Here is a 17,633-nt window from a genome sequence, read left to right as displayed (position 1 = left end):
AGTGAGACTGGACTGAGAGGAGGCTGAGAAGTCGTTACCAGGAGTCTTCTGCTCTTTTGGCGATAGGCAGCGCTAACCTCCGCGTGTGAATTCCGGGACGCATGCGGGCTCGCCTGCCGAGGCCGCCGACGCCGATCTCGTCGACGGCTACGTCCCCGACGACGAGGTACTGGCCGCCGCGCGGGCGCGGTCGGCCGATCTGGGATGCGGCCCGCTGAGCGCGGGCGCGGGCGCGACTCTCCGTTTCCTGGCCACGACGCTGCGGGCGAAGGCCGTCGTCGAGGTCGGGACCGGGGCCGGGGTGAGCGGGTTGTGCCTGCTCGGCGGCATGGTCGACGACGGGATCCTCACTTCGATCGACATCGAGCCGGAGTACCACCGGGCGGCGCGGGCGGCGTTCCGCGAGGCCGGCTACCCGCCGGGGCGGACCCGGCTGATCATGGGTCGCGCGCTCGACGTCCTCCCCCGGCTCACCCCCGGAGGCTACGACCTGGTGTTCGTCGATTCGGCGCCGGTCGAGTACCCGAGTTGCTACGAGAAGGCCGTCGCGCTGCTGCGGCCCGGCGGGATACTGGCGTTCCACAACGTCTCGGGGACCAGGGTGACCGATCCCTCACGTCGTGATCCGGACACCCTCGCGCTCCGGGAGGTCGCGCGGGCCTTCCGGGAGGACGAGCGGCTGGTCCCGGCGCTGTTGCCGGTGGGCGGCGGGCTGCTGGTCGCCGCGATCGCGTAGCAAGGGACCTTTGCTACCGCCGGGGGCTGAAGGACGCTTTCACCGCATCGGACGCGGCGAAGGGCGCTTTCATCGCGTGTGATGCGGGGAAAGTCCCCTTCAGCACGGCCACCGCGGCGATGGCCAGCCAGGCGGCGGTGAGCACGATCAGCCAGGTCCAGCCCGCGTGTCCGTACACGGTCGCACCGACGGCACCGCCGACACTGCTGCCGAGGTAATACGAAAGCGTGTAGAGCCCGCCCACCTGGCCCCGAGCGTTCTCGGGCGCCTCCGCCGCGGCCCAGCCGTTGGCGACGGCGTGCGCGGCGAAGAACGCGCCGGTCAGCACCACGAACCCGGCGACGACCATGGGCAGTGAGTCGGACAGCGTCAGCGCGGCGCCCGCGATCGTGAGCAGCAGGGCACCGGCGAGCGCGCGGCGTCGCCCGAAGCGGCCGACGAGCTTGCCCGCCGTCGCCGAAGAGACCGAGCCGATCGCGTACGCGAGGAAGACGAGCGACGCGATCGCGGGCGAGAGGTTCAGCGGCTCGCCGGTCAGGCGGAAGCCGGCGGCGTTGTAGAGCGCGACGAACGAGCCCATCGCCAGGAGCGCGACCGCGTACTGGACCAGTAGGACCGGCTTCCGGACGGCCGCGCCGAGCCCGGCCAGCACCGCCTTGCCCTGGTCGCGAAAGCGCTCTGACCTGCGCCGATCCGCGAAAGTGGTAGCAAAGGTCCCTTGCTCCCCCGGCGGCAGGGCCAGCACCGTGACCACAGTGCAGACCAGCCCGATCACCGCGACCACGAGCAGCGCGCCCTGGTAGCCGAACGGTCCGGCGGTGAACCCGGCCGCGAGCCGTCCGACCATGCCGCCGACGGTGTTCCCCGCGATCATCGCGCCCACCGCCGCCGCCAGCCCGGCCTTGCCGAGCCGTTCCGCGAGGTAGGCCGCGGCCACGCCGGGGAACCCCGCGATGGCGACCCCCTGCAGTGCCCGCAGCACGAGCAGCGCCGGATAGCTCGGCGCCAGCGGCAGCAGGAAACCGAACACGACCGACGCGACCACCGAGGCGATGATCACCGGACGCCGCCCCACGACCTCCGAAAGCGCCGCGATCGGCAGCACGGCGATCGCGAGCGCGCCGGTCGCGACACTCACCGCGAGCGAGGCGCCACCGGGATCGAGGTGGTACTGCTCGGCCAGTTGCGGCAGCACCGGCTGCGGCGCGTAGAGCAGCGCGAACGAGGAGATCCCGGCCGCGGCGACGGCGATCGTCACGCGGCGGGTGGTTCCGGGGGCAGGCACGACCTCGAAGCTAAGCCTGGCTAAACGATACGTCTAATACGCTCATCTGCCACAATCGATACCGTGCTGAATGAAAGGATGACCGCCCAGCTAGCCCCCCAGCTCGCTCTGCTCACCGCACTGCGCCGCACGACGAACGTCACACGCGCGGCCGAACTGCTCGGTGTCCCGCAACCCACGGTGAGCCGCCGGATCGCGGCGCTCGGCGAGGCCCTCGGCGCACCGCTGACGGTCCCCGACGGCCGCGGCATCCGGCTCACCCGGGCCGCCGAGCTGCTCGCCGACGCCGCGGAGCGCGCGCTCGCCGCCGTCGACGCCGGGGTCCGCCAAGCCCGCGAGGAGGTCGACCCCGAATCCGGGCACATCGTCCTCGGTTTCCTGCACCTGCTCGGCCGGTCGCTGGTCCCCACGCTGCTCCGCGGCTATCGCGCGGACCACCCGGGAGTCCGGTTCACGCTGGTCCAGGGCTCACGTCAGGACATGGTCGACCGGCTGACCAGTGGCGAGCTCGACCTCGCGCTGCTCGCACCCGCCCCCGTCGACGATCCGCTGCTCGACACCGCCGTGCTGTCCGAGCAGGAGATCTTCCTGTCCGTACCGACGTCGCACCGCCTCGCCGACCGGCCCAGCGCCGCCATCGAGGACCTCAAGGACGAGGAGTTCGTGCTCCTCGAGACCGGCTACGGCCTCCGCACCATCACCGACGAACTGTGCGCCGCGGCCGGCTTCGAGCCGAAGATCGCCTTCGAAGGGCAGGAGTCCGACACCGTGCGAGGCCTCGTCGCGGCGGGGCTCGGCGTCGCGCTGCTCCCCCGTTTCGAGCCGGGCAGCCCGGCGGGTGTCGCCGAAGTCCCGCTGGTGCCGCCGATCGGACGGACCATCGGGCTGGCTTGGCGCAGGGACGTCGTCCTGCCGCCCGCCGTCCTGCGGTTCCGGGAACGGGTCCGCGCGCACCCCTGGTGACGATCGTCAGGGTCGATCCCTGCCGTTCGTCCACCCTGCGGGCGCGTCGTTTTCGCTAACTTCGGGTGAATGTACGACGACATCGTGGAGTTGGCGGGGGAAAGCCCGAGCTGGCTTCAGGCGGCAGGAATCCTGTTCACCGAAGCAGGACTGCTCGTCTTCGCGGGGCTTTTCGCCTGGATGTTGTGGCGGGCGCGCACTTCGCCCACCCGGATCGCCGTGGCGCTGCTGCCGCCCGCCGCGACCGCGATCGCGTACCTGATCAGCGAAGGCCTGAAGAGCGTGATCCAGGAGGACCGGCCGTGCCGGAACCTCGTGACGCTCGTCGACTGCCCGCCGATCGGCGACTGGTCCTTCCCGAGCAACCACTCCACCATCGGGGCGGCGGCCGCCGTCGGGCTGGCACTCGCCTGGCGGCGACTCGCGCCGTGGGTGCTCCCGGGTGCGGTACTGATGGGCTTCTCGCGGGTCTTCGTCGGCGCGCACTACCCGCACGACGTACTCGCCGGGCTCGTCCTCGGCTCCGTGACGGCGTGGCTCGTGTACCGATACCTGACCGGTCCCGCGACCGGGATCGCCCGGCGGCTCACCGCCCACGCCGGGGACGCGCCGACCCAGCCCATGCCGAAGGTCGATCTGCGGGGTGGGAGCAAGGGACCTTTGCTACCACCCCGCAGATAAACCGCAGGTCAGGCGTAAGAAGCGACCAGTTCGACCAGCGTCCGCGCCGCGAACCCGGTGGCCCCGGGCACGACGTCCACGTAGGTCTTGTCGGCCCGCGCGGGGCCGGCGATGTCGAGATGCGCCCACGGCACGTCCCCGACGAACTCGCGCAGGAACAGCGCCGCGACGATGCCGCCGGGGCCGCCCGGCGCCTGCCGGACGTCGCCGAGCGAGCCCTGGACGGTCTCGGCCAGATCCTCCAGCAGCGGCATCCGCCACCACGCCTCGCCGACCCGCTCGCCCGCCTTCGTGACCCGCTCCGCGAGCGCGTCCTCGGTGGCGAAGACACCGCCGGTGCGGACGCCGAGCGAGACCTTCATGGCGCCGGTCAGGGTCGCCGCGTCGATCACCGCGTCCGGCTTGTGCTTCTTGATGCCGTAGACGAGGGCGTCGGCCAGGACCATGCGGCCCTCGGCGTCGGTGTTGCCCACCTCGGTCGTCTTGCCGCCGTAGTGCCGGACGATGTCGCCGGGCCGGTACGACGAACCGGAAACGTGGTTCTCGGCGGCAGGCACCAGCGCGGTCACCTTGACCGGCAGGCGCAGCGCGGCGATCGCGCGGACCGCGGCGATGATGGCCGCGCCGCCCGCCATGTCGGTGCGCATGAGGTGCATGCCGTCGGCCGGTTTGATCGAAAGGCCGCCGGTGTCGAAGGTGATGCCCTTGCCGACCAGCAGCAGATGCGTTGTCGCCCCGCGCGGCCGGTACTCCAGTTCGATCAGCCGCGGCGGCGCGGCCGAACCGCCACCGACCGCGAGGACACCGCCGAAGCCCTGCTCGGCCAGCCACTTCTCGTCCCTGGCCGTCACGGTCAGGTTCGGGAGGCCGCCGGCGACGCGGACGGCCGTGTCGGCGAGCCAGGCGGGGGTCTTGATGTTCGACGGCGTGTTCGCCAGGTCGCGCGCGAACGCGGCGGCCGCGGCGAGTTCGCGGACCCGCTCCAAGGCGTCCGCGGCGTGCTCGTGACGTGTGATCAAGCGCACGGTCCGCAGGCTCGGCTTCGGGTCCTCGGCCGTCACCGTGAACCGGTAACCGCCGAGCAGCAGCCCGAACGCGAGCTCCTCGACGTGCTCGGTGCCCGCGTCCTCGGGCAGCTCGACGGCGAAGGCGCGGAACGCCTTCTGGCCCGCCTTGACGTCTTCCTCCAGCGCCGACGAAACGGCGCGGACCAGCGCGGCACCGGCCTTGCGGTACTGCTTGGGCTCGCCGTCTCCGACGCCGGCCAGCCAGCGGACGCCGCCGGTCGGCACGGTCTGTACGTCACCGGCCTTGCCGGTGGGCCGCACGCCGCCGATCTCCGCGAGTCCGGCGTCACCGTCCTCTTCGGACGGCGCCGCGATCAGCGTGGCCAGCGGCGTACCGCGCCTTAGGTCGTCCGAGACCTCGAGTTCGAGCAGCTTCCCCGGAACGGGGGGTAGCGGGTTACGCACAGTGAGCGACCTCCGGGCGCAGATGAACCGCGACCCCGGCCTCCGAAGGGAGACCGGGGTGCGGGTGGTTGAACGTTGGTGCGGTCCGGCTCAGCCGGTGACCTCCTGCAAGGCCGCGCCGAGATCCTTCGCTTCTTCCGCGGAGAGTTCGACGACGAGGCGCCCACCACCTTCGAGTGGTACGCGCATCACGAGGCCCCGCCCCTCCTTAGTCACTTCGAGGGGACCATCTCCGGTCCGGGGCTTCATGGCCGCCATAGCGTGCTCCCTCCGTCTCAACCGGCGCGCCCGGGTCGCGCTCGTCAAAGCCAGCCGGGTCTACTGTCCATTGTCCCTCATCAGCGGCCGAGCGCGAACGCGGACCGATCTTTTGCCGCCGTATCGGTGCTGGTATGCGGCTCGCGAGGCTGAAAGACTTCGTCTCAGACCGCAGTTTCGCCGACTAGGAGATCCCGTGACCACATCCGACGTTCTGCTGACCGCCGACGCCGATGGCGTGCGCACCTTCACGCTGAACCGGCCGCAGGCGTACAACTCGCTGACCGTCGAACTCAAGGAACTGCTGCTGGCGGGCCTGACCGAGGCCGCGGCCGACGACAGCGTCCGCGCGGTCGTGCTGACCGGTTCCGGCAAGGCCTTCTGCGCCGGGCAGGACCTGAAGGAGCACGTCGGGCTGCTGCAGGCGGGTGACCCCGCGCCGCTACACACGGTCAAGGAGCACTACAACCCGATCGTCAAGACGATCGTCGGGATGCCGAAGCCGGTCATCGCGGCGGTGAACGGCCCGGCGGCCGGCGCGGGCGCGGCCTTCGCGTACGCGAGCGACCTCCGGATCGCGGCGACGTCGGCGAACTTCCTGATGGCGTTCGCGAACGTGGGCCTCGGCCCGGACTCGGGCGCGTCGTGGACGTTGCAGCGGCTGATCGGTCTCGGCCGCGCGGCCGAGCTGATGCTGATGGCGCGCACGGTCGATTCCGCCGAGGCGCTGGCGCTCGGCCTGGTCGGCGAGGTCGTCCCGGACGAAGAACTCGCCGCCCGCGCGCAGAAGGTCGCCGCGAAGCTCGCGGCCGGACCGACGGTCGCGTACGCGAAGATCAAGAACGTCCTCGCGGTCGCCGCCGAGTCCACGCTCGAAGAGGCACTGGACGCCGAGGACGCCGCGCAGTCCGCGCTCGGCGCGACCGCGGACCACACCGAGGCCGTCGAGGCCTTCGTGGGCAAGCGCAAGCCGAACTTCCAGGGCAAGTAGCCGCTCGCCGGACATGTCATGAAAGGGTCGTTCAGGACGAAAGATGTCCTGAACGACCCTTTCATGACATCCGGGACCGGTACCGGGCAACCGCGGCTAACCTCCCGCAGTGATCCCGCCCCACCTCCAGGCGACAGCCGCCGAGCACGACCTCGGCGGATTGCTCCACCGCTATCGCCGCAGGCCGGGCATTGTCGGGACCTTCTTCGCCTTCGCGCCTCTCGCGGGCGCGCTGGCGCTCGGGATCCGCGAAGGTGACCTGACCGGGGCGCTCGCGATCACGCTGTTCGTGTGGCCGCCACTCTTCCTCTGGTGGTGCGTGTCGACAAGGAGACGGCTCGACGGTGGCCTGTACGTTTTCGAAGGCGGTTTCGCCGACGTACACGGACGCAAGGTGCTCCACGCGATCACCTGGCCCGAAGTCCGCTCGGTCCAGTACTCGACCCGCTCCCTCTGGACGGGCCTGATTCCCGTCGCCCGCTCCGCGCGCTGCGTGATCGAACTCCGCGACGGCGGCAGGATCGAACTCGACGGCAGCTACCGCACGTTGCACAGACTGGCCGAAGACCTGCACGCGGGCTAAGCGGCCCGGAAGCAGTCCTTCACGTGGTCGTCGACCATTCCAGTCGCCTGCATCAGCGCGTAGCAGGTCGTCGGCCCCAGGAACACGAAGCCGCGCTTCTTGAGTTCCTTCGCCATCGCCTTCGACTCGTCGGTGATCGCCGGTACGTCCGCCATCCGCCGCGGCCGCTTCTGCCGAACCGGCGCGAACGACCACAGCAGGTCGTCCAGCGAACCGTCCAGTTCCGCGATCGCCCGCGCGTTGTTGATCGCCGCCAGGATCTTCGCCCGGTTCCGCACGATCGACGCGTCTTCCATGAGGCGGGAAACGTCGTCGTCGGTGAAGACCGCGACCTTCTTGGGCTTGAACCCGGCGAACGCCTTCCGGAACGACTCCCGCTTCCGCAGGATCGTGATCCACGAAAGCCCGGACTGGAACGACTCCAGGCACAGCCGCTCGTACAGCTCTTTGTCACCGTGGAGCGGGACGCCCCACTCGGTGTCGTGGTACTCGACGTAGTCCGGCGCCGAGTTGCCCCACGAACACCGTTTGATCCCGTCCGCGCCCAGCAGACCCGCCTCAGCCAACCCGGTACCCCTCCGCGTACTTCACGAATCTCTGCAGGCACAACCGCAGTCCCAGTTCGAAGCCCGGTTTCGCGACCGGCCAGCCGAGCCGTCCGACGACGCCGAACGGCGGCCGCAGATGCTCCGCCCAGACGAACGTCGAGGAATGCGGCCCCTTCTCGATCACCTGGAAGACCCCGGTGCCCTGCACGATCTTGCCGGTATGCCGCACGACGCAACGCAGCGGCGGCTCCCAGCTGGTGATCTCCATGGTGTCGGTGAAGCCGATCCCCACGACACCGGTGAACGCCGACAGCTTCGACCCCACGCTGCGCCCGTTGCCCTCGACGACCTTGACCTCGGTGCCGAGCATCCATTCGCCCTGGCGTTCCCAGTCGGTCAGGGCGAGCCAAGCCGTCCCGGCCGGTACCGCGACGTCGACGGAGACGACGACATCGGTCACCTGGCGCCCTCGCGCTCGGCCTCCAGTTCGGCCACCTTGGCCCGGAGGTCCTCGATCTCGACGCCGAGCCGCCGCATCACCCAGTCCACTTCGGACATCTTGTAGCCGCGCAGCACCATCTGATAGCGGACGGCGTGGACGTCCTCGGCGGTGATGTCCTCGGCGGGCAGCCTGGTCGGCGAGCCGCCGGGCGGCAGCGGGGCCAGCTCCTCACCCCTGCCGAACACCACGGCGGCCAGCAAGAACACCACGGCGGCCACCAGCAGCATGACTACGAGATAGATCAGGGCGGTCGTCACGCCACGATCGTGGCACACGAACGCCACGATCGTCGCGCCAGCAACGCGAGTCGCACGCTGAGCACCACCCAGAGCACCATGAGGATGCCGCACGGCACCGACAGGAACAGCCTCGACGCGTCGATGAACCCGGTGGCGATCACCAGCAGTGCCACCGAAAGCAGGTTCAGCCCGACGGCCTCGCCGATCAGGACGCCGGCCGTCCTGACCAGCCGCGCGCCGTCCATCCGCCGGGAAAGCCAGCGCATGCAGAGCAGCGCGATCACGCCCAGCATCGGCACGATGAACACCGAGCCGTGGGTGAACTGCGCGACGTACTTGTACCAACCCGGGGTCGGCGTCGAAAGCTGCGACCAGTCACCGAAGGTCCATTTGCGGGCGAACTCCCAGGCGAGCTGCATCATCGGCACACCGAGGATCAGTTTCCACAGGGTGCGGGTGCCGCTGTGCATCCCCAGTTCGGCCTGATAGTCCCGTGCGATCAGATGCACCGGCCCGAAATCGGCGACCGCGCGCCGTTGCGCCTCGTGCTCGCTCCAGCCTCCATCGCGATACGCGTCCGCGGCGTCGTTGAGCCCGTCCCGTGCCTCGCGCAGCAGATCCCGCTTCGCCGACGCCGGGCCGTCCAGGCGGGTGCGCAGTTCCCCGAGGTACGCCTCGATCACCGTCATGCCGTGGCTCTCCGACTCCGCGCGGCGACCGCGAGCCGCATGCTGAACAGGATCCAGGTTCCGGACATGACCGCGCACGGCACGCTGACGAGCATGCGCGCGGGTTCCAGCAGTCCGGTCGCGCCGCCGTACGTCGCGACCGCGAGCAGGTTCAGACCCACCGCGCCCGCCAGCGACCACGAGACCGCGCGGGCGACGGGCGGACCGCCCGCACGCCGGGAAAGCAACCGCGCCGCGAGCAACCCGGCGACCGCGATGGCCGGGGACAGCGCCGCGAGTGTGTCGGCCGCACCGATCGCTCGGTGATACCAGGACGGCGCGTCGCCGAACCGCGACCAGTCGCCGAAGCCCCGTGCGAAATCCCAGCCGAGGATCAGCAGCGGGACACCGGCGATCAGCTCCCACAGCACGCGGATGTCGCGCCGGAGTCCCAATTCCGCCTGGTAGTCACGAGCGATCAGGTCGGCGGGCCCGAAATCGGCGACGGCACGGCGTTCGGCCTCCGCCTCGTCGACACCACCCTCGCGATACGCCTCGGCGGCGTCGACCAGACCGTCCCTCGCTTCGGTGAGCAGATCGGCCTTCGCCGACCGCGGCCCGCGCAAGCGGCCGTCCAACTCGTCGATGTAGGCCTCGATCGCGTTCATGCGGCGAGCGCGGGCCGGGGCCGGAAGGCCGGCGGGAGCAGCCAGAAGCTGAACGCGACCCAGCCGATCGCCAGCACGTTGCACACCAGGCTCACGTTCAGCCTGGACGGATCGAGGGCCGCCGTACCCACGGTGAGCAGCAGCAACGCCAGCAGGTTCGTGCTCGCCGCGGCGCCCACCGTCCACCGCGTCACCTTCCCCAGCCGGACACTGTCGAGCCTGCGCCCCAGCCGTCGCGTCCCGAACAGCGCGACCACCCCGATCACGGGTGGAACGAGAACGAGGACGCCGAAGAGTTCGATGACGGACATGTACCACTCCGGATGCGAATTCCCGCTCCGGCTCCAGTCGCCGTAGGTCCAGATCCGCGCCAGCTCCCAGCCCACCTGGATCAGCGGGATGCCGACGATGACCTTCCACAACGTGCCGATGTCGCCGCGCAACGCCAGCTCGGCCTGGTACTCGCGGGCGATCACGGCGGCCGGGCCGAAATCGGCGACGGCACGGCGTTCGGCCTCCGCCTCGTCGACACCACCCTCGCGATACGCCTCGGCGGCGTCGATCAGACCGTCCTTGGCCTCGGTGAGCAGATCGGCCTTCGCCCCCGCCGACCCGCGCAATCTCGTGTCCAGATCGCCGATGTAGGCCTCGATCGTGCTCATGCCGTGCTCCCCCCGAGGACACCACCGATCACGGTGGTGAACTCCTGCCACTCCGCCCGTTCCGCCGCCAAGGCCTTCTGCCCCGAGCGGGTGAGCTTGTACGTACGACGTTTGCGGCCGGACACGACATCCCATTCGCTGGCGAGGAATCCGGCGCGCTCCAACCGGCGAAGCGCCGGGTAGACGGTGCCCGTCGGCAGGTCGAGCGCACCGTCGCTGCGGAGCTGGAGCGCCTCGATGATGGCGTATCCGTGCAGCTTCCGGCCGTCGAGGACGGCGAGGAGCAGCGCGTCGAGGTGCCCGCGCAGGCTGTCGGCCTTCATAGATAGACAGTCTACACATCGCCGCCTGCCAGGGTAGCCGGGACTTTCCCGGACCGGCCTCAGGGAATGTCCCCGAGATCACCCCGATTTCATAGATTTAGTGGCTACATGTAGCCAGGCTACGTATACAGTGCTTCGGCATGGACGCACTCCCGATCGCGAGACTCCAGTTCGCGACGACGACCTCGTTCCACTTCCTGTTCGTGCTGCTCACACTGGGGCTCGTGACACTCGTCGCGGTGATGCAGACACGCTCCGCGTTCGGCGAAAAGCCGGAACTCACGCGGATGACTCGCTTCTGGGGCAAGCTTTACGTGATCAATTACGCGCTGGGAATCGTCACCGGAATCGTGATGGAATTCCAGTTCGGACTCACCTGGACCGGCCTGTCCGCGGTCGCGGGCGACGTCTTCGGCGCCCCGCTGGCCATCGAGACGCTGGTGGCGTTCTTCGCCGAATCGACCTTCCTGGGGCTCTGGATCTTCGGCTGGGGGCGGCTGAACAAATGGGTCCATCTGACGCTGATCTGGCTGGTCACGCTGACCGCGTACGCCTCGGCGCTGTTCATCATGGTGGCCAACTCGTTCCTGCAGAACCCGGTCGGCACGCACGCCGAAAACGGCGTGCTGAAGCTCGACGACTTCGGCGCACTGTTCACCAACCCGGCACTGATGAGCTCGCTGCCGCACGTGCTGAGCGCGGCGCTCATGACCGGCGGCTTCTTCGTGGTCGGTGTCAGCGCGTACCACTTCATCAAGCGCACCAAGGAGATCGAGTTCTTCCAGCGCTCGATGCGGATCGGCGTGCTCGCCTCGCTGGTCGGCAGCACCCTGGTGATCGGCTTCGGTTTCGGCCAGTTCGGCCCGCTCGGCGAGTACCACCCCGACAAGCTCAAGTCGCCTGATCCGCTGGTCGGCGCGTCGCTGGGCTTCATGATCCAGATCGGGTTCATCGCCTTCCTCGCCTCGATGCTCGGCACACTGCTGCTGTTCCGGAACTGGATCACCAAGGTGCGGCCGCTGCTGTACGTGATGGTGCTGGCCATTCCGCTGCCGTTCGTCGCGGCGATCCTCGGCTGGCTGGTACGCGAGATCGGCCGTCAGCCGTGGCTGATCCGCGGGCAGCTGACCACCGCCGACGCCGTCGCGGCGATCCCTGCCGGGCAGATCCTGTTCTCCTTCATCGCGTTCACGGTGCTGTTCGCGGCGCTCGCGATCGCCGACTGGGTGCTGATGTCACGGGTCGCCAAACGCGGCCCCGACGCGAGCGAAGAAGCGGCCGCGCCGCGTCCCGAACTTCCCGTCCTGAGCGGAGTCTGACCGATGGTGATCCTCTGGTGGTGTGTGCTCGGTTTCCTGACGGCCGGCTATTTCGCGCTGGCCGGCTACGACTACGGCGTCGGCATGCTGCTCGGCAGGCTCAGCCGTGACGAGGCCGGGCGACGGCGCGTGCTCGGCGCTTTCGGTCCGTTCTTCCTGGCCAACGAGGTGTGGCTGGTGGCCGCGGTCGGCGTCCTGTTCGGCGCTTTCCCGCATCTGGAAGGGAAAGTGTTCTCCGGGGCGTACCTTCCGGTCGTCACCCTGCTGCTCGGGCTCGTCACGTTCACCGCGGCGGTGCAGTTGCGCAGCAGGAGGCTGGACGCGGGCCGCGGCGCCTGGACGCTGGCGATCACCGTCGGCGCCTGGGTGACGGCGGTGTCGTGGGGCGTGTTCCTCGGCAACCTCGTGCTCGGGCTCCCGCTCGACGCGGCCGGGAAGCCGACCGGCGACGTCCTCGCGGTGTTCAGCCCGTACGCGCTGCTCTGGGGTGCCGGGTTCGTCGCGCTGTTCGCCTTGCAGGGAGCGGCTTTCCTCGCCGTCCGGGCACCCGCCGAATTCACCGCCCGCGCGAACCGGATCGCCAAGGCCCTGCTCGCGCCGGCGCTCGCGTTCCTGGTCGTGGCGGTCGTCTGGGGCGCCGTCGAGACCACCGCGTCGTGGTCGGTGCTGCCCGCGATCGTGCTGGCGTTCGGCGCGCTGGGTGTCGCGGCCGTGGCCCTGCGCGCGGGACGGCACAAGGCGGCGCTGGTCGCCACGATGATGCTGTCCGCGTCACCGGTGCTGGCGGTCGGAACCCTGCGCCTGCCGGACGCGCTGGTGTCCTCTGTGGACGGAGGCTTCTCGTTGAGCCTCACGGAGGCGGCCACCAGTACCGAGATGCTCAGCCTGCTCACCTTCGTCCTGCCGCCCGCGCTCGTGGCGATCGCCGCCGTGCAATGGGTGACCTGGCGCAGGCACGACACCCGCGTCGACCAGCGTTCGCTGCTGCACTTCTAGGAGCCCGAGAGATGCCTCCCCTTCCCGGATTGCGGCGCCACTTCGGCGTACTGGCCGTCCTCGGAACGCTGACCGCCGCGGCGATCCTCGTCCAGGCCGACGGTCTCGCGACGCTGCTCACCGGCGGTGGCGTGACCTGGACGCTCGTCGCCGCCATCGCGGTGCGGGCGCTGCTCGCCGGCGTCCAGGGTTCCGTCGGCGGCCGGTTCGCGGCGAAGGTCAAATCCGGGCTGCGCAAACGGCTTCTCGGCGCGGAGGCGGAGAACCCGGGCAAGGTCGCGACCCTGGTGACCAAGGGGATCGACGCGAGCGACGCCTACCTGACCGGGTATCTGCCGACAGTGGTGCTCTCGGCGATCATCCCGGTCGCGGTGCTCGTCCGGCTGTTCGCCGCGGATCTGTCGTCAGCGCTGATCATCACGGCGACGCTGCCGCTGATCCCGGTGTTCGCGATCCTGGTCGGACAGCACACGAAGGCGAAGACCGCCAAGCAATGGTCGCTGCTTTCCAAGCTGGGCGGGCATTTCCTCGACGTCGTGCGCGGGCTCGGCACGCTCAAGGTGTTCGGCCGCGCGGAGGCGCAGGCGAAGACCGTGCGGGCGATGGCGGACGCGCACACCGACGCGACCATGCGCACGCTGCGAGTCGCGTTCCTGTCCGCGCTGGTGCTGGAACTGGTGGCGACGCTTTCGGTGGCGCTCGTGGCGGTGCCGATCGGCTTCCGGTTACTGGAAGGCGGCATGGTCGTGCACACCGCGGTGCTCGTGTTGCTGCTCGCCCCGGAGGCGTATCTGCCGCTGCGAGCCGCGGGGGCGAAGTTCCACGCCAGTGCGGAAGGGCTCGCCACGCTGCGGGAAGCGCTGGCCGTCCGTTCGGAGGACGTCGTCCCCGGTTCGCTCGTGGCCGGTCGCGGTGCGCCGCGGATCGTGCTGGAGAAGGTGAGCGTGGCATACGGCGACGAGACCGTACTGTCCGAAGTGGACATGACGATCGAATCGGGTGAGCACGTCGCGCTCGTCGGCCCCAGCGGTTCCGGCAAGAGCACGTTGCTGGCAGTGCTGCTGGGTTTTGTCACGCCGACGTCCGGCCGGGTCCTCGTCGACGGCGTCGACCTGCGCGAGCTGGATCCGGCCGGGTGGCGGGCCAGGACGGCGTGGGTGCCGCAGCGGCCGACGTTGTTCACCGGGACCGTCGAGGAGAACATCGCCATGGGCCAGGTGCCGGACGTCCAAGCCGCGGCACGCGCGGCGGCGTTCGACGAGGTCGTGCACGGTCTGCCCGACGGCTACCGGACCCGGATCGGCGAACTGGGCGCGCCGCTTTCGGCCGGTCAGCGGCAACGGCTCGGCCTCGCCAGGGCGCTGGCGCGCACCGAGGCAGGCCTGGCGCTGCTCGACGAGCCGACCGCCAGGCTCGATGCGGGGACCGAAGCGGCCGTGCTCGACGCGACCCGGGAACTGCTCACCGGCCGGACCGCGGTACTCGTCGCCCACCGGCCGGCGATGACCGCGCTGGCCACCCGCGTCCTCGAAGTCCACGATGGCGCCGTACGAGAACGGGAACTGGTGTGAACGTCTGGGGAGTGTCCACAAAGGACGTCGTACGGCTGGCCCGTGCCGGGCTGATCGCGGCCGGTGCCGAGCTGGCGGGACTGGCGCTGATGGCCACCGCCGCGTGGCTGTTGCTGAAGGCGGCCGAGCAGCCGCCGCTGGCGTCGCTCACCGTGGCGATCGTCGCCGTGCGGACGCTGGCGCTGCTGCGCGGCGGGCTGCGTTACGCGGAACGGCTCGCCGGGCACGAGGTCGTCCTGCGCTACCTCGGTGCCCTGCGGACCCGCGTGTACACGTCGTTGCTGCCGCACCGGGTCTCGCGACATTCGGGCGGCGACCTCATCACGCGTCTGGTGTCCGATGTGGACGCCGTGCAGGACGCGATCCTCCGCTGCCTGCTGCCCGCCGGTGTCGCCGCCTTCGTCGGCGCGGTGTCGACGACGGTCGCGCTGATCGTCAGCCCGGCCGCCGGGCTCGTGCTCGCGTCAGGCCTCGCCGTCGCCGGGATCGGCTTGCCGTGGCTGTGCGTGCGGATCACCCGCGCGGCGGCGGAAGCGAGCGCCCCGGCCCGGGCCGACCTCGCCGAACGGACCGTGGAACTGATCACCGGGCGACGCGAGCTGATCGCCTACGGCGTCCACGAGTCCACTGTGGACTCCGCGCACGCTGCTGTCGATTCCCTTGCTTCGCGGGACCGGACGACGGCGAACCGCACGAGCCTGCTGACCGCGGCCGGAATCCTCACTCAGCTGCTGACCTGCGTCGCCATCGCGCTGACCGCCGGGGTTTCGGCGCCCCTGACCGCGGCACTGGCCCTGGGCGCGCTGGCCGTGTTCGAGCTGGTCCTGCCGCTGACCGCGGCCACCCAGCGCTGGGTCGAGGTCCGCGCGTCGGCCGAGCGGGTGCGCGCGCTGCTGACCGAACCGCCGCCCGCGCGCGGGACCGCGGTGCCCGAGCCGGGACATCTGCGACTCGAAGGCGTCGGCGTTCACTTCGCGGGCAGGGCTCCGGCGCTGGACGGCGTCGACCTCGACCTGCCGCCGGGCAAGCGGATCGGGATCGTGGGGCCGAGCGGGGCGGGGAAGACGACGTTGCTGAACGTCCTGCTGGGATCCGTGGCGCCGACGTCCGGGCACGCTCTGCTGAACGGGAAGCCGCTGGACACCTACGACCCGGCGCTGCTGCCGTCGGTGATTTCGGGTGCGCTCGCGGACGCGCACGTCTTCCACACGACCGTCCGCGAGAACCTGCTGCTCGCGAAGCCCGGCTCTTCCGACGCCGAACTGCTCGACGCGTGCGCGACGGCCGGATTCGATCTGCCGCTGGATCGCGAAGTCGGCTCCGACGGCGACGCGTTGTCCGGTGGGCAACGCCAGCGGCTCATCCTGGCGAGAGCAGTGCTCTCGGCACCGCCGATCCTCGTCCTGGACGAGCCCGTCGAGGGTCTGGATCCGGCGCACGGTGACGCCGTCCTGGCCGACGTGCTCGCCGCCGCGCGCGGGACCGTCGTCCTCGTGACGCATCGCGAGTCGCAGGTAGCCGGGTTCGATGAGGTCCTACGCCTGTAGGCCGCGCACTTCGCGCATCGGCGGTCGGTCGCTGACCGACACCTCGGCCACGTCCGGCAGCCATTCGTCACCCACCTGCGCGAACTGCGTGAGCTGGGCCGGGTCGTCGGACTTGACGCCGCAGCGCGCGAGCGCCGTCCCGAGGATCTGACGCGCCATCACACCCAGCTGAAGCAGCGAGCGGTTGCGATGCTTGCGTACGCCGAGGTTGACCTGAGCGAGCCCTTCGAGGCCGTAGCGCGCTTCGGCGTCGAGGATGAGCCCAATCTCTACGCCGTACCCGGCCGCGAAGGGCACCGACTCGAGAAACTCGCGCGTCGCGGCGTACTCGCCGCCAAGCGGCTGGATCAGCCCCGAGAGTGACGGGCGCAGCGCCGAGAGGACCGGTCGCGCCAGCAGCTCGGTGACCCGGCCGCCGCCGCTGCTCTCCAGCCGCAGCGGCCGCCGGTAGAAGCCCTTGACCAGGTGGACGCCTTCCTCGCAGAGCAGGGGCCCGAGAAGGGTCGGCACGAACGCCGGATCGGGGTCGACGAGGTCGGAGTCGAGGAACACGACGACGTCACCGGTCGTCGCGGCCAGCGACCGCCACAGCACCTCGCCCTTGCCCGGCACCGGCGGCAGTTCGGGGAGCACGTCCTCGCGGTGCACCACGCGCGCGCCGGCGCGGGCGGCGAGCTCGGCGGTGGCGTCGGTGGAGCCCGAATCCATCACGACCAGCTCGTCGACGACCGTGCCCACCAACGGGCGGACCGTGCCGACGACTTCGGCGACGGTGTCCTCTTCGTCGAGCGCCGGTAGCACGACCGAAACCGTCCGGTCACCCTTCGCAGCGACGATGTCGTCGAGCGTCCAATCGGGGTTCTGCCAGGTACGCCGCTCGAACCAACTCATGAGTAGTGATCGTGCCATGCTGGAGTCCGACACCCTGTCGATGGAGGAACCTTGCTACCGCTGCTCGTCCGATTCGTGCTCGGCCCGCTGGTCAGAGCGCTGTACCGCCCCGAGATCCGCGGCGTGGAGAACATCCCCGCCACCGGTCCGGTGCTGCTGGCACCCAACCATCGGGCGGCGCTGGACACCGGCGTGATCACTTTCACGGCGATGCGACAGGTCAAGTTCCTCGGCAAGGCGGAGTACTTCACCGGCCGCGGGCTCAAGGGCAAACTGATGGCCGGTTTCCTGGGCGGCCTCGGCTACGTCCCGGTCGAACGCGGCAACGCGCAGGCCGGTCTCGCCGCGCTCGAAGCGGCGCGGAAGGTGCTCGACGCGGGCGGCGCGTTCGCGATCTACCCCGAAGGCACCCGCTCGCTGGACGGGCGGCTGCACCGCGGGCACACCGGTGTCGCGGCGCTGGCGCTGGCGACCGGGGCGAAGGTGGTGCCGGTCGCGCTCAGCGGGACCGAAGACCTGCAGCCGGCCGGGAAGCGGATCCCGCGGCGGGCGAAGATCACGGTGACCTACGGTGCGCCGTTGGACTTCTCGCGGTACGAGGGGCAGGACTCGTCGCCGGCGATCCGGCGTTCGGTGACCGACGAGATCATGTACGCGATCCTGGAGCTTTCGGGGCAGGAGTACGTCGACTCTTACCACAAACGGCCTGATCAGAGCGCTGCCTGACGGT

At 70.2% G+C, this 17,633-nt stretch carries 21 protein-coding genes; 10 read left to right on the top strand and 11 right to left on the bottom strand.

The window, feature by feature from the left end; all coding sequences use genetic code 11:
• Positions 1–85 precede the first annotated feature (85 nt).
• Entirely contained in the window at positions 86–736 is a 651-nt protein-coding gene (locus tag AMK34_RS29475; protein WP_038519085.1) for an O-methyltransferase, read from the top strand.
• 13 nt (positions 737–749) lie between these two features.
• Here AMK34_RS29475 and AMK34_RS29470 read toward each other — a convergent pair whose 3' ends face one another.
• A complete protein-coding gene (locus tag AMK34_RS29470; RefSeq protein WP_073847518.1) occupies positions 750–1,994 on the bottom strand; it encodes an MFS transporter in 1,245 nt (414 codons plus the stop codon).
• Between the two features lie 105 nt (positions 1,995–2,099).
• Here AMK34_RS29470 and AMK34_RS29465 point away from each other — a divergent pair, with 105 nt between their 5' ends.
• Together AMK34_RS29465 and AMK34_RS29460 are read left to right on the top strand one after the other, a co-directional pair.
• Positions 2,100–2,984: a LysR family transcriptional regulator gene (locus AMK34_RS29465; protein ID WP_073847517.1), complete on the top strand. Its 885-nt coding sequence runs from the start codon at positions 2,100–2,102 to the stop codon at positions 2,982–2,984.
• Between the two features lie 69 nt (positions 2,985–3,053).
• Positions 3,054–3,665: a phosphatase PAP2 family protein gene (locus AMK34_RS29460; RefSeq protein ID WP_073847516.1), complete on the top strand. Its 612-nt coding sequence runs from the start codon at positions 3,054–3,056 to the stop codon at positions 3,663–3,665.
• 8 nt (positions 3,666–3,673) lie between these two features.
• On the opposite strand, the gene AMK34_RS29455 is transcribed toward AMK34_RS29460, so the two are convergent.
• Positions 3,674–5,137, bottom strand: coding sequence for a leucyl aminopeptidase family protein (locus AMK34_RS29455; protein ID WP_073847515.1), 1,464 nt, complete (start codon positions 5,135–5,137; stop codon positions 3,674–3,676).
• A 90-nt stretch (positions 5,138–5,227) separates the two neighbouring features.
• Positions 5,228–5,395: a DUF3117 domain-containing protein gene (locus tag AMK34_RS29450; protein WP_005155393.1), complete on the bottom strand. Its 168-nt coding sequence runs from the start codon at positions 5,393–5,395 to the stop codon at positions 5,228–5,230.
• Positions 5,396–5,591: 196 nt separating this feature from the next.
• Here AMK34_RS29450 and AMK34_RS29445 point away from each other — a divergent pair, with 196 nt between their 5' ends.
• Complete coding sequence (locus tag AMK34_RS29445; RefSeq protein ID WP_073847514.1) at positions 5,592–6,386, top strand: enoyl-CoA hydratase-related protein; 795 nt, start codon at positions 5,592–5,594, stop codon at positions 6,384–6,386.
• A gap of 109 nt (positions 6,387–6,495) precedes the next feature.
• Positions 6,496–6,969, top strand: coding sequence for a hypothetical protein (locus tag AMK34_RS29440; RefSeq protein ID WP_073847513.1), 474 nt, complete (start codon positions 6,496–6,498; stop codon positions 6,967–6,969).
• On the opposite strand, the gene AMK34_RS29435 is transcribed toward AMK34_RS29440, so the two are convergent.
• The 7 genes from AMK34_RS29435 to AMK34_RS29405 are packed head-to-tail and all read right to left on the bottom strand — an operon-like array spanning position 6,966 to position 10,579.
• A complete protein-coding gene (locus AMK34_RS29435; RefSeq protein ID WP_073847512.1) occupies positions 6,966–7,535 on the bottom strand; it encodes a DNA-3-methyladenine glycosylase I in 570 nt (189 codons plus the stop codon). The two genes, AMK34_RS29440 and AMK34_RS29435, sit on opposite strands and share 4 nt — an antisense overlap.
• A complete protein-coding gene (locus AMK34_RS29430) occupies positions 7,528–7,977 on the bottom strand; it encodes an SRPBCC family protein (RefSeq protein ID WP_038519104.1) in 450 nt (149 codons plus the stop codon). Before AMK34_RS29430 ends, AMK34_RS29435 begins: the two co-directional genes overlap by 8 nt.
• Entirely contained in the window at positions 7,974–8,276 is a 303-nt protein-coding gene (locus AMK34_RS29425; protein WP_037332168.1) for a DivIVA domain-containing protein, read from the bottom strand. The genes AMK34_RS29430 and AMK34_RS29425 overlap by 4 nt, the downstream gene beginning before the upstream one ends.
• Complete coding sequence (locus AMK34_RS29420; RefSeq protein ID WP_083650031.1) at positions 8,273–8,947, bottom strand: permease prefix domain 1-containing protein; 675 nt, start codon at positions 8,945–8,947, stop codon at positions 8,273–8,275. The genes AMK34_RS29425 and AMK34_RS29420 overlap by 4 nt, the downstream gene beginning before the upstream one ends.
• Positions 8,944–9,594 (bottom strand): permease prefix domain 1-containing protein, encoded by a 651-nt coding sequence (locus tag AMK34_RS29415; RefSeq protein WP_073847511.1) that lies wholly within the window; start codon positions 9,592–9,594, stop codon positions 8,944–8,946. The genes AMK34_RS29420 and AMK34_RS29415 overlap by 4 nt, the downstream gene beginning before the upstream one ends.
• Positions 9,591–10,256, bottom strand: coding sequence for a permease prefix domain 1-containing protein (locus AMK34_RS29410; RefSeq protein ID WP_073847510.1), 666 nt, complete (start codon positions 10,254–10,256; stop codon positions 9,591–9,593). The genes AMK34_RS29415 and AMK34_RS29410 overlap by 4 nt, the downstream gene beginning before the upstream one ends.
• Positions 10,253–10,579 carry a helix-turn-helix transcriptional regulator gene (locus AMK34_RS29405; RefSeq protein WP_005155407.1) on the bottom strand — a complete coding sequence of 109 codons (327 nt, stop codon included), beginning with the start codon at positions 10,577–10,579 and terminating at the stop codon, positions 10,253–10,255. The genes AMK34_RS29410 and AMK34_RS29405 overlap by 4 nt, the downstream gene beginning before the upstream one ends.
• Before the next feature lie 140 nt (positions 10,580–10,719).
• Here AMK34_RS29405 and AMK34_RS29400 point away from each other — a divergent pair, with 140 nt between their 5' ends.
• From AMK34_RS29400 to cydC, 4 genes are read left to right on the top strand one after another with little or no spacing between them, the layout of a single operon-like run.
• Positions 10,720–11,898, top strand: coding sequence for a cytochrome ubiquinol oxidase subunit I (locus AMK34_RS29400; RefSeq protein WP_073847509.1), 1,179 nt, complete (start codon positions 10,720–10,722; stop codon positions 11,896–11,898).
• A 3-nt stretch (positions 11,899–11,901) separates the two neighbouring features.
• Positions 11,902–12,894, top strand: coding sequence for a cytochrome d ubiquinol oxidase subunit II (locus AMK34_RS29395; protein WP_073847508.1), 993 nt, complete (start codon positions 11,902–11,904; stop codon positions 12,892–12,894).
• 11 nt (positions 12,895–12,905) lie between these two features.
• On the top strand, positions 12,906–14,465 hold the full coding sequence (gene cydD / locus AMK34_RS29390; RefSeq protein WP_073847507.1) for a thiol reductant ABC exporter subunit CydD: 1,560 nt from the start codon (positions 12,906–12,908) through the stop codon (positions 14,463–14,465).
• Positions 14,462–16,012 carry a thiol reductant ABC exporter subunit CydC gene (cydC, locus tag AMK34_RS29385; protein WP_073847506.1) on the top strand — a complete coding sequence of 517 codons (1,551 nt, stop codon included), beginning with the start codon at positions 14,462–14,464 and terminating at the stop codon, positions 16,010–16,012. Before cydD ends, cydC begins: the two co-directional genes overlap by 4 nt.
• Here cydC and AMK34_RS29380 read toward each other — a convergent pair.
• Positions 16,001–16,903, bottom strand: a complete 903-nt coding sequence (locus AMK34_RS29380) for a glucosyl-3-phosphoglycerate synthase (protein WP_073847505.1) — start codon at positions 16,901–16,903, stop codon at positions 16,001–16,003. The two genes, cydC and AMK34_RS29380, sit on opposite strands and share 12 nt — an antisense overlap.
• Before the next feature lie 51 nt (positions 16,904–16,954).
• Between AMK34_RS29380 and AMK34_RS29375 the strand changes: the two genes are divergently transcribed.
• Positions 16,955–17,629 (top strand): lysophospholipid acyltransferase family protein, encoded by a 675-nt coding sequence (locus tag AMK34_RS29375; protein ID WP_038519126.1) that lies wholly within the window; start codon positions 16,955–16,957, stop codon positions 17,627–17,629.
• The last annotated feature ends 4 nt before the right edge of the window (positions 17,630–17,633 follow it).

The organism is Amycolatopsis sp. CB00013, assembly GCF_001905755.1.
GTDB classification, from domain to species: domain Bacteria; phylum Actinomycetota; class Actinomycetes; order Mycobacteriales; family Pseudonocardiaceae; genus Amycolatopsis; species Amycolatopsis japonica.
This window is presented reverse-complemented; position numbering and strand designations above follow the sequence as displayed.

Excerpts from the sequence above, each read along its gene's own strand:
- AMK34_RS29465 (WP_073847517.1), top strand. The coding sequence starts at position 2,100 with ATGACCGCCCAGCTAGCCCCCCAGCTCGCTCTGCTCACCGCACTGCGC.
- AMK34_RS29460 (WP_073847516.1), top strand. The coding sequence starts at position 3,054 with ATGTACGACGACATCGTGGAGTTGGCGGGGGAAAGCCCGAGCTGGCTT.
- AMK34_RS29450 (WP_005155393.1), bottom strand. The coding sequence starts at position 5,395 with ATGGCGGCCATGAAGCCCCGGACCGGAGATGGTCCCCTCGAAGTGACT.
- AMK34_RS29420 (WP_083650031.1), bottom strand. The coding sequence starts at position 8,947 with ATGACGGTGATCGAGGCGTACCTCGGGGAACTGCGCACCCGCCTGGAC.
- AMK34_RS29415 (WP_073847511.1), bottom strand. The coding sequence starts at position 9,594 with ATGAACGCGATCGAGGCCTACATCGACGAGTTGGACGGCCGCTTGCGC.
- AMK34_RS29410 (WP_073847510.1), bottom strand. The coding sequence starts at position 10,256 with ATGAGCACGATCGAGGCCTACATCGGCGATCTGGACACGAGATTGCGC.
- AMK34_RS29405 (WP_005155407.1), bottom strand. The coding sequence starts at position 10,579 with ATGAAGGCCGACAGCCTGCGCGGGCACCTCGACGCGCTGCTCCTCGCC.
- AMK34_RS29400 (WP_073847509.1), top strand. The coding sequence starts at position 10,720 with ATGGACGCACTCCCGATCGCGAGACTCCAGTTCGCGACGACGACCTCG.
- AMK34_RS29395 (WP_073847508.1), top strand. The coding sequence starts at position 11,902 with ATGGTGATCCTCTGGTGGTGTGTGCTCGGTTTCCTGACGGCCGGCTAT.
- cydD (WP_073847507.1), top strand. The coding sequence starts at position 12,906 with ATGCCTCCCCTTCCCGGATTGCGGCGCCACTTCGGCGTACTGGCCGTC.
- AMK34_RS29380 (WP_073847505.1), bottom strand. The coding sequence starts at position 16,903 with ATGAGTTGGTTCGAGCGGCGTACCTGGCAGAACCCCGATTGGACGCTC.